A 14,032-nucleotide genomic window follows, 5' to 3' on the forward strand; every position below is an offset into this window, starting at 1 on the left:
TTACTCACGCCTCATCGATACTTTCATCTTCAACCAAGGCAGACACTCTCAATACCTCAGACAATGAAGTAACACCTTTTTTTGCAAATTCTAAAGCGCTATAGCTTAGCGGTAAAAATTGCGGACTTGCATGTGCGGCCTTGTTAAAACCGAGCACATCATTATCTCGCAAAGCATTGCCCATATTCTCGTCGAGTTCTAACAATTCGAAAACCCCGATTCGTCCTCGATAACCTGTGTTGTGACAATGAGGACAGCCCTTTCCCTCTCTAAAATTTACGCTACCCAGGGTGTGTTTTTTTGAAACGATATCCAGCAAATGTTGTTCTGAAGCATCCGGCGTTTTTTCTACGGCGCAACTTTCACAAACCCTTCTGACCAAACGTTGCGCGACAATCGCCCGTAATGAAGAAGCAACCAAAAATGGATCAACACCCATATCAATTAATCGCAAAGCAGAAGTAATAGCGTCATTCGTATGCAAAGTACTTAACACCATATGACCAGTCATTGCAGCTCGCAGAGCAATTTCTGCGGATTCACCATCACGGATCTCACCAACTAGCAATATGTCGGGATCTTGTCGTAAAGTCGCGCGTAACACCGTGCTAAAATTCAACCCGATCTTTTCATGAACTTGTACCTGACTAATTCTTGGCAAACGAAATTCAACAGGATCTTCTACAGTAATTATTTTTTTATCTGAAGTATTTAATTCTGCAAGTGCGCCATATAACGTTGTCGTTTTACCGGAGCCAGTAGGCCCCGTCACCAACACCAAACCATGCGGCTTATGAATCACGCGGCGAAATTTGTCGGTAATTATTTCCGGCATCCCAATAGTATCGAGTTTCATTATCCCGCCGGTATGGTCAATAATCCGCATGACTACAGACTCACCAAACTGTACGGGCATCGTTGATAGCCGGACATCGATATTGTGCTTTTTAACTTTCAGATTAAAACGACCATCTTGTGGTAAACGTTTTTCAGAAATATCCAAACCCGACATCAGCTTGAGCCTCACAACTAAAGCTCCTGCGATGCGCTTTTCATTCATCACTTGTTCTGATAAAACGCCATCGATGCGCTGACGAATACGTAACACATTTTCATCAGGCTCTATGTGAATATCAGAAGCCTTAGTTTTAATCGCATCCTCAAAGACAGCCTGTAACAGTTTTACAACAGGCGCATCTGAATCTGCCGCTTCTACGGCAACCTCTTCTAAGTCAACCGCAGAACTTCCTAATTCTTCTTCTAACTCACCCGCTAAGGTAGCGATTTCCGACTCGTGGCTGTACACCATATCGAGGATGTCGAGCAGTTCGGATTCACGAACAATTACGGGTTTAATCGTCGCTTTTAATGTTCTCGATAATTCATCTAAGGCGAAAATATCAGTCGGATCAGCCATACCTAAAGTGACGCCGTCGGCCTCACTCTTTAATACCATTACGCGAAATCTTCTTGCCAGGGTTTCCGGTAATGATTTAACAAGTTCGCTATCGAAGGAAAATTGTTTTAATTCAATGAAAGGATAATTGAGCTGTTTTGATAAAATTGAAAGTAATGTATTTTCTTCAATATAACCAAGTTCTATTAGGGCTTTACCTAATTTTCTGCCGCTAGTTTTTTGATCCTTAAGTGCATGCTCGAGTTGTTCTTGCGTAATAAATTGCTGCGCGACAAGAATATCGCCAATACGAATACGTTTCGGTTGGGGTGCAGCAGCGGCTTGGTTAGACACGAATTAAACTCCCTTTCAACTCGACAAGATTCGAATACGTTGATCCACATACGCGCGGGTCTCACGATCAGAAATGCCATATTGACGAACCGAATGGAATGCCTGAAGCGCTCCCTTGTCATCGCGCAGAGCATCCAGACTGACCGCCAAACCCAACCAATAAGTCGCTTGTCTGTCGTCAACTGATAGGAGTTTTCTATACTGTTGCGCAGACTCAGCATAGCGCCCTTCTTTCTGATATAAACCGGCTAACAAACGATAAAAATCAGTTGCTTGTTTAACATCGGGACTAAATCTTTCTAATAACGTTATCGCTTCACTATTTTTTTGTTCCGCCACTAAAAGCCGACTTTCTAAAAACGCTGATTCAAACGGCGCTAGCTGAGTGAACTTGTCTAGATATTGTCTAGCTATGGCTTGGCGATTCGAAACCAAATATATATCGAACAACATGGTATTGATATTCGTGCTTTGAGGATAAGCATGCTGCCCATTTATCAACACCGACTCCGCTGCATTCACTGCACCTTGCTTCAGCAGGGACTTAGCTTCTTCGACAAACTTCAGTTCTTGAGTTAGTTGGCTTTTTGCAACCTTCATCCTAGGCAACAAAGATTCGTTTGATTTTTCTTCCGAAATTAAATCAACTGCGCTCCCTCTCGTGACAGAGCCGCTTGAATTCATATTCCGCGCTAGACTTTCTGAATCGCTTCGATTACTTAAATGGCGTTCAGGGCTGGGGCGATTAATCCCATCTAACCAAGCGGCCACTTCAGGATAAAAGCTTGCAACGTAGCTGGCTTTATTGTCATAACGCTGCGCCCTATCCCACTCTCCTCGCAAATATAGGTCATCAGCTAAAGCAATGTATCGTTCAGCAATATTTCGAATACCTTCACGCGCTTCGATATTATCGGGGTTGGAGTATAAAATTTTCTGATAAATTGAAAATGCATTGTCACCTGAAGGTGTCGTTAGTTTATTCGCAGATAATGCGCGTTGCGCGCTCACGAGTAAGTCTTGAACCGGATCGGCAACTGAATGAACAGCTGATGAAGGTGCGACAGAATAATTTGCATCAATTTTGGTTTTCGAGGGAATCGCCAACTGATCTTCGACGACGTTCAGTGCTAATGATGGATTTATTGGTTCAATGGATTCCACACTTCCCTCAACACCCCCCGCAACACTTGCCTCAGCAATGTTGGCTTTAATTTCTGCTACTTCGTTCGCAATCGGAACATTTACAAGAGGTCTTTCGATACTGCCCTGCTCCAATAAAATATTCTCATTCGCTTGAGCATTTTCGATGGCTAAAATATCGCTGTATTTACTATCTTGGGTACTCAAGATTCCCCGCCATTGAGAGCCCAGCCAAACGGCTGCCACACCAATGACAAGTACAAGAAAGAAAAAAGATGTATTTCTTTTAGATTCCGTGGCGTTTTTTTGCGGTTGCTGCCTATCAATCAGCACACTTTCATCAAGTTCGCCCTGAGTACGAGAATCCAAATCTGTGAGCATGTCATTTACTAAGCTCATTTTTAGATTCCCACACTGTTTTGCATTATCAAGCCAACAAAAACAGACGCACTACCAACAAGCGGCCACAAAAGACTCCACCGCCATGCCATTACCTTTCCACGCCAATGGCACTCCGGAGTGTCAGCTACTGCTCTAGCAAGATGAACTGCAGTAACTTGAGGCAAGCCTTTTCCGAATGCAGACAATAAACTCTTATGGGCAATGATATTGATTAAACGAGGAATTCCACCAGAGGCGTACTCAAGAAGTCGCAATGCACCTTTGCTAAATAATGCAGATTGGCATCCAGCCACCCTTAAACGATGACTAACGTAAAAAGCCGTTCCACGCGAATCTAAAGGTTTTAAACGTTCCGAGAAAACAATACGCTGCTTTAACTGCCGCAAGTCTTTTCGATTTAGCACTGTGTCTAATTCTGGCTGCCCTAATAAAACAACTTGTAAGAGTTTTCGGTTTTCAGTTTCAATATTGGTTAATAAACGCAGTGCCTCAATTGTTTCTCTCGGCATTGCTTGCGCTTCATCGATGACAATAACAACTCGCTTGCCTTGTTGAGCCAACTCAATTAGACGCCGATAAATCATGCTAACCAATTTATATGAAGGGATTTCATGATCACACTTGATACCAATCTCTTCAGCTACCAAATTTTTTAATTCGTCAGGGCTCAGATAAGGATTGGGGATATAGGCTGTAAGGAAGTTGTTATCGAGACTGGCCAGTAATTTTCTACATAAGAGGGTTTTTCCGGTACCAACTTCTCCGACAATTTTTATAAACCCTTCACTGTGTTTCAAAGCAACTAATAAAGTGTTCAACGCTTCACGGTGAGTTTGATGATCAAAGAAAAACTTCGTATTCGGCGTAAGCGAAAAAGGCATCTGATCAAAACGATAAAAATTCTTATACATAGTCGTCACCTAGAACCTGGCTCGGTATTCGCTACCCAGCTCGCTAAACCGAGATTCAACTCCACGTATGTCGTCCTCCCACGCTTTACCATCAACAACGACCGGGCGCATCAAGATCACCAATTCGGTTCGAGTAGCGTTTTCATTCTTGGTTTTAAATAATGCATTTAATCCAGGTATGCTTGCCAAAAAAGGGCGACGGCCATGATTTTTTTCCGCAGTTTCTTGCATCAACCCGCCCAGAACAATTATTTGCCCATCTTTTGCACGAACAATACTGTCGGATTCGCGAATATCTCTCAGTGCCAACGGCAAAGAAAATAACTCACTACCCACGGTAATTTCTTTTTGTTGATCGGTGACGCTGCTAATGACTGGATGCACATGTAAAATCACCTCGCCATTCTCTGCTATCTGGGGTGTCACATCTAATGCAATCCCGCTAAAGAAGGAGGCCAAATCTACTGATGGTGCACTAGTTGTCGCCGCTGCATTAGACGTCGTTGAATTAGATATTCCAGTAACAAAAAACTCATCAGAACCAACTCGAATAATTGCTTTTTGGTTGTTAACTGTCGACACCCGCGGACTCGACAAGACTTGAACATGGCCTTGTGTTTCCAACAGTTGTAATAATTTGGAGATATCAGAAATACCGATCACAGATGAGAACGCAGTTTCACCTGAACGCGTTGCAGAACCAATATCCGGGTTAAGCTTACTGGTGTTATATCCCAAGGATAATTGACCTTGAATAGTCGACCAGTCGATTCCCGCTGCGAAGGAATCATTCAATCTTACTTCGATAATCTTGGTTTCAAGAATCACTTGTCGCACAGCACTAATCTGAGACTTCTCAAGAAAATTTCTTACTGCGGCAAGCTCAGTAGGCATTGCTTTGACGACCACGATACCGGTTTGCGCATTAACCATTACTAAGCGATCTTCTTTTTCAGATCCCACAATCGCTTTTAAACTGACTTCAAGCGATTCCCAAAAGTCAGAATCGGAATTCGTTTGAATTCTTGAGCCAGCGTTATCTACTTGCTGATTACCTGAACCGGATTGAGACCCGCTATCGTTGTAATTTCCATTACTACTATTGCCGCCGGAATTTGAACTGATACTACCAACAATAATGCTGGTATCAGAAGAACCTTTTCTTTGCACATCGATATAATCTATCGGGAAAACTTCAGTGCGAATTTTGCGCGGGAAAATTGTGTAAATGCCATCGTTGTTTGCATATTCGTAGCCGAACACTTCTCTAGTGACTTTCAATACTTCGGAGACACTGACATTATTCAGCTCCAAAGATATAACTCCGTCCACCTCCGGATGAACGACAAGATTTGTATTGGTTCCACTGACAAGGCTCAAGAAGAAAACCTTGGCCGCAATATTATTTACAGAAATATCAAATCGTTCCTCGCTTGGCTCTTGCTCATTATTAGTATTTGTTCCGGTGCCTAATAGAACGTCATTTACGGCATCAGGCACTACTGGGCCAGTTTGGCTTTGCTTCATCGCCTCAGCAATTGCGACCTCAGAAATGGTTGCAGACTTATGTTGTTGCGAAGAGCAACTCACCAAAGTCAGCAGCAAAAAAGACATTAAACTCCGCTTTAAAAAACATACGGAATGAGGAACCATTTGAAACATCTCAATACCTAATTTAGTCATATCCATTATCTTTCCGATACCCTGTTTGTGGTATTTTCTCGTAACTTCTTTCCATATAGTTTCAATTCGATTTTTTCACCATCACGATATACGATGACAAAATCGGATCGAATTTCTGCAACTCTTACATTCCCCACAACTCCATTGACCTCAACTTTTTCTCCGTTGATTACCGCTATTTTTCGACCTGAAGAAATCAGGATTGAATTCAATTGCAAAGTCTTAGGCTGAGACTCACCACTAAACACATACTCTAAGGGTTTGGTGGGATCTAATTGCTCTACGCCACTTACAAAACCCGACACTAAAAACAAACAAGACACAATGGCGACTTTCTTAACGAAAGGCGCCAGTACTTTTATCCTAAACACCGTTACCCTAAACATCACTCTCCTAAACACCACTTCCCTATACACCAAGGTAGCCCTCATCAGTGGACAAGGTATAAACCTTCAATTCAAAAATACCTAAAGGGTATTTATCTTGTTCAAAGTTAAGCTCATCCCAATAAAAACGCCAATCCATCGCTTCTAGTTCCTGGAGGTATCTAAGCAGCTCGAAATAACTTCCTTTGATTGTTATGCCAACACTGTGTTTATAAATTCCCGCTTCGTTTTTCTGAGAACTCTCAAGCGTCTGCTCCGGTGTTTTGTCAGCGACACCTCTTAGCTGTACTTCTTCGACCGGAAGGGTTTTCATATTTTGCAACTGTAGTCGGCCAGTTTTGTTCAATACGTCTTGTAGAATCGACGCGAGCTGATCGACAGGAACTAGACCAAGAGACAAAGATGCCAAAGCATTTTCTTGCTCTTCAATTTTCTTTTCGATTTCACGCTTTTCATTTTTGAGTTTTAAATCAGGATCAAAGCTAGCAGTCGTTAGCAATACCCTTTCTTCTTGCGTCGCTGCGCTTATTTCTGATTGTCTCGCATCGATATCTGCATTAAGCTTTTCGTTTGCCGCAGCGACTGGGCTAAAAAGGAGAAAATCCCAACAGAAATAGATCACAGCGAGTACCGTAAACAAGACTAACGCTCTCTCGCGAGGTGCCAGAGCATCGACCTTTTCAGACATCTCATGCCAACGTTGTTTTAAATTTCCACTTTCTAACTTCACAATCGTTATCTCAGTCAGATCTTATTTACGAATCCCAAAATCTCGCCGGTCATTAATTCTTAGCGAGCTGGTCTTTACCCAAACTAAATTGCAACTTATTGCTATGCTTTTCGTCTTTTTTAATAGCCAAGACACCAAACTTTACTTGCTTAAATACCGCCTCATCTCGCAAGCGATTTAAATAAAATGGAACTGATTCAGGCTTGACTGTCCAACCAGCCAACTCAACATAGCTTCCGCCGCGTAAAATATTAAATTCGGTCAAAGATACTTCAGGCAAGGCTTGTCGAGAAAGAGCTTCTAAGTAAACTGAAAATCCTTCTCCATTACCCATATTTTGACCGCCAATAACATCTAGCAAACTTTTGCGTTTATCCAGTTCATCGACTAACTCAGAAATTTCTTTTTCAATACTTACGCGCTGACTCAAAGGCCGAGTGCTTTTAAGCTGTTCAACTCGGCCATTTAACTCAGCGGCTTGAAGATTAATTGCTGTCAACTGTTGTTTCTTTTGAAACATATCCCAGTAGCCGTAACCATTAACCAACAAAAGAATTGCAAAAAAAGCACTGGCTGCCATCACCGTCGTTCGAAATGAAAAAGCTTGATCACCGCGATGGAAATCGATCGAGTATAAATTCACTTCCTGGCGAATCATGCTGCCACCTGCTTCCGCAAAGCACCGCCAATTGCTCCGAGACACAATTGCACCGTGTACTCTTCACACTGATCGATACCGATAATTTTTTCTGCCAAATTCAAACAACTGGCTTGGCCCGGCAAACTGTTCTTGATTGTTTGGGTGATTTTGTCTGGTGTAATGTTGTCTCCACAAAACAATATTGCCGCGGGTGGCCCCTGCCCCATCTGGCGTTCGAAATAATCAAGAGAGCGCTGTAATTCGAGAATTAAACTTTCTTCAGGTAATTCGTCGAACAAGCCGCCCTGATATTTAATATCGAACTGACGAGACAGGTACAACTGTCCTTCTTTAACCAAGGCGAGATCGCCGGAGCCCTGTTTTAATCTTACGATCGCCAAGCTGCGCTGATCCTCTGCGACAAGCTCAGCAATATTGCGCAAGGCCAATTCAGCAATGTCGATACTTTTCAATGTAACCTTTGCAGTTTTGGCCCACTCGCTTCGGCTTTGAATTTGTTGTTGATCAGCAATGGCCACGTATGTCATTTTTGTACCGCCGCGCACACCATCAGCTGGCAGGGGGAATACACCAAGTGATGCTTGCTCAACCGGAAAAGTAATAAGATCTTTGACTCGCCAGCGCATCGCTTCGCGCAATTCTTCATCCGGAACATTCGGCGCCTCTACCATCAGTAGCGAATAATCCGAGTCAGGTAAGACCCAGTTACAGGGAATGCTTTTCAAGCCTAACGCGGCAATTCTCTCGCTTAGCGTTTCTGCAACAGAAGTAATCGCGTCTGCGCCAACATAGTCGCAACTGACCAAGCGAGGCCTATTTGACTCCATGACGATGTGTGCAATAGCGACGCCATCACTTGAGGTTTCGATGCCGAGCATTCCCTTGTCATGTTTAGAAGGCCAAAACTTAAGCACTCACTTAACTCCTTTCGACCGCCTCCCAGATAGGCGACATTAGATTTCCTGGGTCTTATTTAAGCGTAGCTGGAATTTTTGATATGACTACACCGCACAAGCCCCACAAAGAGCTCTCATAAACCGTATAATCGGGCTTTTTGAATAAATCTTTAATCTGAGTTACGCCTCCATGTTCAATATTGTTCTCTACGAACCCGAGATTCCTCCGAATACGGGGAATATCATTCGCCTATGTGCAAACACTGGCGCGCAACTACATCTCATTGAACCACTAGGGTTTATTCTTGACGACAAGCGTCTTCGTCGAGCTGGCCTAGACTATGGCGAATGGGAAAGTGTTGTTGTGCATGCTTCTTGGGAGGACTTTTTAGCGACGACGACACCTAAACGGCTCTTCGCGGTTTCGACTAAGGGGCAAGGTTATTATCACGAAGTAAACTATGAGAAAAATGATTGGTTTGTTTTTGGGCCGGAAACTCGCGGCTTACCTAAGGCAGTTTTAGATAGCCTTGAGGCAGAAAAAATAATTCGAATTCCCATGCAAGCCAATAGCCGCAGTTTAAACTTATCGAATTCTGCAGCGATTGTGGCTTATGAAGCCTGGCGACAACTGAATTTTGATAGCGGTGGCTGATTAAGAGAACTCAGAATTTAGCAAACTAAAACTAATAAGCAGTATTCCATTTATTCTATTCACATTATTTTTAGAACTACGCAAACAAGAAAACCTACATGCCCACACCCAAAACTAAACGCCAGACATCCATCGGATTATTTTACGGAAGCTCCACGTGCTACACAGAAATCGCAGCGGAAAAAATCCGCGACTTTTTTAATGGTAACAGCTCACTTGAGACCGAGGTTACTTTACAAAATGTCGCAGAATATTCACCGAAGCTTATGCCAGAATTCGACTTTTTAATCCTGGGCATCCCGACTTGGGACTACGGTGAACTTCAAGAGGATTGGGAAGCCGTTTGGAGCGAACTAAACGACGTCGATTTAAGCAAGAAAAAAGTTGCACTCTACGGTTTAGGCGATCAGATCGGATATCCGGAGTGGTTTCAAGATGCGATGGGGTACTTGTGTAACAAAGTTGAAGAACGGGGTGCAGAAATTTTCGGTTATTGGCCAACTACCGGCTATCAATTTGAGCGATCGCTCGCGTTGACGGAAGATGAGAAGCATTTTGTCGGCTTAGCCCTTGATGACGAAACTGAATTTGAACTGTCAGAGCAACGAATCCGCGATTGGTGCCAACAATTAATTCTTGAGTTCGGCCTCTGAAAATGGACAGCAAAAACGCAGATGACCTCCCCTGCTTCGCCGATATTCGTTGGGATGAAAACGGCCAACCTATCTCTCGCACTTACGAAGATGTCTATTTTTCTCGCCACGATGGTTTAGAAGAATCTCGTTTTGTATTTTTAACAAAAAATAATTTACCCCAACGATGGCAGGAAGATATGCCCCAATCCTGTTTTACCATAGGTGAAACAGGATTCGGCAGCGGCCTTAATTTTATTGCCACCTGGCAACTTTGGAACCAGCAAAACACCGCGAGTAAATGGTTACACTTTATTTCTATCGAGAAACACCCTTGGAAAATTCATGACCTAGAGTGTGCAAGCGAACTGTGGCCAGAGTTAAAGTTACTCTATCAAAAACTCATCGCAGTTTACCCCGCCACGGCGGTAAGAGGTTTTTATAATATTGTATTTCCTGAGCATAGGGTTAGGCTCACTCTTATTATTGATGACATCCAAAACGCTCTCAATCAGTTACTACAGAGCGATCATCCTCTTTTTCAAAATGCTACGAATCATAGAGGGTTTGACGCATGGTATCTTGATGGTTTCGCACCCAGCAAAAATGCCGGCATGTGGCACTCTTCAGCCATAGAAAAAATTTCCTATTTATCATCGACCAACACGACACTCGCCACGTTTTCCTCCGCGAGCATGGTTCGAAAAGCCTTAGAAGAGTCTGGATTTAAAATAAAAAAATGTTCTGGCTTTGGGAAAAAACGAGAAATGATTACCGCCGAATTTCTCGGGCCATCTATAGATCGTAAAAACATACCCCAGACTGCCTTACAAACCAACAGTCGACGATCTACCTTTGAGGTACCGTGGTTTTTAGCAAAACAAACAGAATTTAATAATAACCAGATAGAAAAAAATGAGCTGACGGTAATCATCGGTGCAGGTTTGGCTGGCTGTCAAACCGCTTATGCCTTGGCGCTTCGAAATCGAAATGTTGTTCTTCTGGAGAGAAATTCTGAAATTGCAAGCGCTGCATCTGGAGCTGCTCAAGGTATCGTCTATGGAAAGCTCTCTACAGATGATGACGGGCTTGCGCAATTAAACTTAAATAGCCTGTTATTCGCGCACGGGTTTTACAATCAATTCTGGAATAGTTCTGAAAAAATTGGTAGCAAGTGCGGTGTCTTGCAACTTGCGCACGATAGCAAAGAACAAAAACTATGGAAAAATCTAAAAACTTTCTATGAAAACCGAACGGAAATATTTTCCTTTATCGACGATAAAAAAAGTAGCGAGATATCTGGAATCGACGTAGCGCACAATGCGATAAGTTTTCCTAGCTTGGGTTGGATTAACCCAAAAACTCTATGTGAACAGCTAACCTCCCACCCCAACATAACGGTTCGTACGAATTGTCATGTCGAAAGTCTGAGTTTAAACGACGACATCGTAGGTGGCTGGAGTCTAAACGATAAAGACAGAAATACCATCGTCAACGCGCAGACCGTAATTATTGCCAATGCCGCGAATGCCGCTCTATTCGAACAAACTAAAAATCTTCCCTTAAAAGCTATTCGCGGCCAACTCAGTTATTTACACAAGGATTTAATCAATAAAAATATACGTAGTGTACTTTGCGGAAAAGGTTATATCGCCCCGGAAACACCCACCATTTTTGGCGAACACAGTCAAACTTTAGGAGCGACGTTTACTCTCCACAATCACGACAAAGAAATATGCCTTGATGACCACCGAGAAAATATGCGATCAATTCACCAGCAAAACCCCAGCGCCTTGCCATGGGCTAGCGACAACGTACAGACCGCATACTCAGATACGAATTTCATTCAGGGCATGATTGACGAACAAGCTCTTTCTGGCTACGTTGACTTCCGCTGCTCAACCCCCGACTACCTCCCCATAGTGGGCCCCGTACCTAAACACGATGAGTTTATTGCGGATTTCGCACTGCTGCGCAAAAACTCCCTGGCAAGTATTCCCAAAGCGGGAAACTATTGGCCTGGCTTGTATGTCAATGTTGGATATGGCTCTCGCGGACTTGCCTACACCCCCATTTGCGCGGAGTTGTTGGCCTCACAAATCTGTGGCGATATACTGCCACTACCTAGAAACTTGGTGAAGGCCTTGCACTCAGCGCGTTTTATTATTCGTGATTTAGCAAGAAATAAAATTTAGGGTACAGAAACAACCATGCATAAGACTTACAGTAAAAACATATATTATTTCCAAAACGTAGGGCAATTGTGCATCCGTTTTTTATTTCTGGGCCTCCTAAGCATTTTCGCTCAAGCCGAAACCAATAATTTCCAATATGAAGTTCTAGAGAAAGTTACTCACAACTCAAACACTTTTACGCAAGGCTTGGTAATTCACGACGGTTGGATATTTGAAAGTAGCGGACACTACGGAAAATCCTTCTTACAAAAACTAAACGTTAAAACTAACGAAATCGAAAAACATTTAGATCTACCAAGTGATGTATTTGCTGAAGGGATCACGGTTGCCAATGATCTTTTGTACTTATTGAGCTGGAAGGCCGGAAAAGCATGGGTCATTCATCCCGATTCTTTCGAACTCGTAAACACGTTTAATTACGATGGCGAAGGTTGGGGCTTAACCAACACTTCAAAATATTTAATTATTAGCGATGGCAGCCAAATAATTCGCTTTTTCGATCCCAGCAGTTTCGAACTCAAAAAAACCTTGACCGTTAAAGAGAATGGTACCTTAGTAAAATCACTCAACGAATTGGAGTATGTTGAAGGTATTATTTGGGCAAATATATGGCGCCAAAACAGGATCGTGGGTATCGATATAATTTCTGGTGAAGTCATTGGATCGCTAGATCTCAGCGAATTACAAACGCAATCTGGAGCAAACAATATTGATAGCGTTCTCAACGGAATTGCCTACGACAAGAACAAAGATGCCTTTTGGATTACCGGGAAATATTGGACAGATCGATACCTAATAAAAATATTTCCACAAAATGACACAGAATAAAAATACGCACGCTTAGTTAGAACTTTCTTTTGCAATGCACACTTGGTTTCGACCCGCTTGCTTCGCACGATACATAGCGTTGTCGGCCTTGCTAATTAGTTTTTCGCCAAAGCTAGACAAGCGACTTTGCCTATCAACTTCTGATCCATTGGCGATAGCGACCTCGTTCTTGGGATCCCAAGTCGCGAGCCCAACGGAAACAGTCAAAGGGATGGATTCTTCTTTGTTTAACTCAAATGGGCTGTTGGCGACGGCAAGACGCACGCGTTCGGCAATTATGTAGGCTTCGTCAGAATAACAATGTGGCAGCAGTGCAACAAATTCTTCGCCGCCATATCGCGCCAATAAATCTGTTTTTCTTAACTCACCATTAATGTTTTTTGCGACTTGACGAAGACAACGATCTCCAACTTGATGACCATAACTATCGTTTATATTCTTAAAATGATCGATATCAATAAATAAAGTTGTCAGTGATTCTTGTTGCCGAAACGCTCGTTCAATTTCTTTTGCGAATTCGTCTTCAAAACTGCGTCTGTTTCGCACCTTGGTCAAACTATCTTCTAACCCTTGCTGCTCCAGTTGTTCGAAAGCAATGCAGTTTTCCAAACAAACAGAAACAATTAACGCAAGGTGCGTCATGAAACTGACCGCCTTGTCAGCGGTATAACGTTCGGCCGAATCACTCCCAAGATGAAGACTACCGATTTGTCTTTCTTGCCGCATCAAAGGTAATAACGCTGCACTCTCTACTGAGTATGTTCCAGGAAATAATCGGGTTTTAGTTAGTACATCTAACTCGCCTAATTTTACTGTCGGTACCGGCCCATACAAATCTAGAAAAAAGTCTTCGCTATATCTCAACTGCAGTCGATTCTCAAAATTGTCGACATCTAAAAGTTCCAAAAGTGAATCTAAACTGTAATCGGGGTCATAAAGGACTAAGCTCACAGTGCTTAATTCAAAATGCTTTGGTGCATTATTTAATAACGCATCTAGCAGTTCTGGCAAACCTTTGCAGCTTAACAACTGGAATTCGAAATCGTAAAACTTTGCCTGTATTTGTTGATTCTCATCAATTCGTGCCAACAATTCAGCCACAGATTGTTTAGAATCCTCAGGTTTAAGATCATTTTTCATCACGCTATCTCTTAATTCCT

The 14,032-nt window shown here is 42.7% G+C and carries 13 protein-coding genes; 4 read left to right on the top strand and 9 right to left on the bottom strand.

Features of this window, described 5'->3' with window-relative positions:
- Positions 1 to 4 precede the first annotated feature (4 nt).
- From ACYUCY_RS08680 to ACYUCY_RS08715, 8 genes are read right to left on the bottom strand one after another with little or no spacing between them, the layout of a single operon-like run.
- On the bottom strand, positions 5 to 1,750 hold the full coding sequence (locus ACYUCY_RS08680) for a GspE/PulE family protein (RefSeq protein WP_460226073.1): 1,746 nt from the start codon (positions 1,748 to 1,750) through the stop codon (positions 5 to 7).
- 15 nt (positions 1,751 to 1,765) lie between these two features.
- Positions 1,766 to 3,292, bottom strand: a complete 1,527-nt coding sequence (locus ACYUCY_RS08685; RefSeq protein WP_460226074.1) for a tetratricopeptide repeat protein — start codon at positions 3,290 to 3,292, stop codon at positions 1,766 to 1,768.
- 2 nt (positions 3,293 to 3,294) lie between these two features.
- On the bottom strand, positions 3,295 to 4,206 hold the full coding sequence (locus ACYUCY_RS08690; RefSeq protein ID WP_460226075.1) for an ExeA family protein: 912 nt from the start codon (positions 4,204 to 4,206) through the stop codon (positions 3,295 to 3,297).
- 9 nt (positions 4,207 to 4,215) lie between these two features.
- A complete protein-coding gene (gene mshL / locus ACYUCY_RS08695) occupies positions 4,216 to 5,895 on the bottom strand; it encodes a pilus (MSHA type) biogenesis protein MshL (RefSeq protein WP_460226076.1) in 1,680 nt (559 codons plus the stop codon).
- Positions 5,895 to 6,275 carry a hypothetical protein gene (locus tag ACYUCY_RS08700; RefSeq protein ID WP_460226077.1) on the bottom strand — a complete coding sequence of 127 codons (381 nt, stop codon included), beginning with the start codon at positions 6,273 to 6,275 and terminating at the stop codon, positions 5,895 to 5,897. Before ACYUCY_RS08700 ends, mshL begins: the two co-directional genes overlap by 1 nt.
- Before the next feature lie 22 nt (positions 6,276 to 6,297).
- Positions 6,298 to 7,005 (bottom strand): hypothetical protein, encoded by a 708-nt coding sequence (locus ACYUCY_RS08705; RefSeq protein WP_460226078.1) that lies wholly within the window; start codon positions 7,003 to 7,005, stop codon positions 6,298 to 6,300.
- Between the two features lie 52 nt (positions 7,006 to 7,057).
- Positions 7,058 to 7,663 carry a hypothetical protein gene (locus ACYUCY_RS08710; protein ID WP_460226079.1) on the bottom strand — a complete coding sequence of 202 codons (606 nt, stop codon included), beginning with the start codon at positions 7,661 to 7,663 and terminating at the stop codon, positions 7,058 to 7,060.
- The gene (locus ACYUCY_RS08715; RefSeq protein WP_460226080.1) at positions 7,660 to 8,580 is read right to left on the bottom strand and encodes an MSHA biogenesis protein MshI; all 921 of its coding nucleotides are present in this window, start codon (positions 8,578 to 8,580) and stop codon (positions 7,660 to 7,662) included. The genes ACYUCY_RS08710 and ACYUCY_RS08715 overlap by 4 nt, the downstream gene beginning before the upstream one ends.
- A gap of 172 nt (positions 8,581 to 8,752) precedes the next feature.
- Between ACYUCY_RS08715 and trmL the strand changes: the two genes are divergently transcribed.
- The 4 genes from trmL to ACYUCY_RS08735 all read left to right on the top strand — a co-directional run bounded on the left by trmL (position 8,753) and on the right by ACYUCY_RS08735 (position 12,872).
- Positions 8,753 to 9,217 carry a tRNA (uridine(34)/cytosine(34)/5-carboxymethylaminomethyluridine(34)-2'-O)-methyltransferase TrmL gene (gene trmL, locus ACYUCY_RS08720; protein WP_460226081.1) on the top strand — a complete coding sequence of 155 codons (465 nt, stop codon included), beginning with the start codon at positions 8,753 to 8,755 and terminating at the stop codon, positions 9,215 to 9,217.
- Positions 9,218 to 9,315: 98 nt separating this feature from the next.
- Positions 9,316 to 9,870, top strand: coding sequence for a flavodoxin FldB (gene fldB / locus ACYUCY_RS08725; protein ID WP_460226082.1), 555 nt, complete (start codon positions 9,316 to 9,318; stop codon positions 9,868 to 9,870).
- Positions 9,871 to 9,872: 2 nt separating this feature from the next.
- Complete coding sequence (gene mnmC / locus ACYUCY_RS08730; RefSeq protein WP_460226083.1) at positions 9,873 to 12,044, top strand: bifunctional tRNA (5-methylaminomethyl-2-thiouridine)(34)-methyltransferase MnmC2/FAD-dependent 5-carboxymethylaminomethyl-2-thiouridine(34) oxidoreductase MnmC1; 2,172 nt, start codon at positions 9,873 to 9,875, stop codon at positions 12,042 to 12,044.
- 15 nt (positions 12,045 to 12,059) lie between these two features.
- Positions 12,060 to 12,872 carry a glutaminyl-peptide cyclotransferase gene (locus tag ACYUCY_RS08735; protein ID WP_460226084.1) on the top strand — a complete coding sequence of 271 codons (813 nt, stop codon included), beginning with the start codon at positions 12,060 to 12,062 and terminating at the stop codon, positions 12,870 to 12,872.
- A 12-nt stretch (positions 12,873 to 12,884) separates the two neighbouring features.
- Here the strand turns inward: ACYUCY_RS08735 and ACYUCY_RS08740 are convergent, their stop codons facing one another.
- Complete coding sequence (locus tag ACYUCY_RS08740; protein WP_460226085.1) at positions 12,885 to 14,012, bottom strand: GGDEF domain-containing protein; 1,128 nt, start codon at positions 14,010 to 14,012, stop codon at positions 12,885 to 12,887.
- Between the last annotated feature and the right edge of the window lie 20 nt (positions 14,013 to 14,032).

It is taken from the genome of Aurantivibrio infirmus (assembly GCF_054767315.1).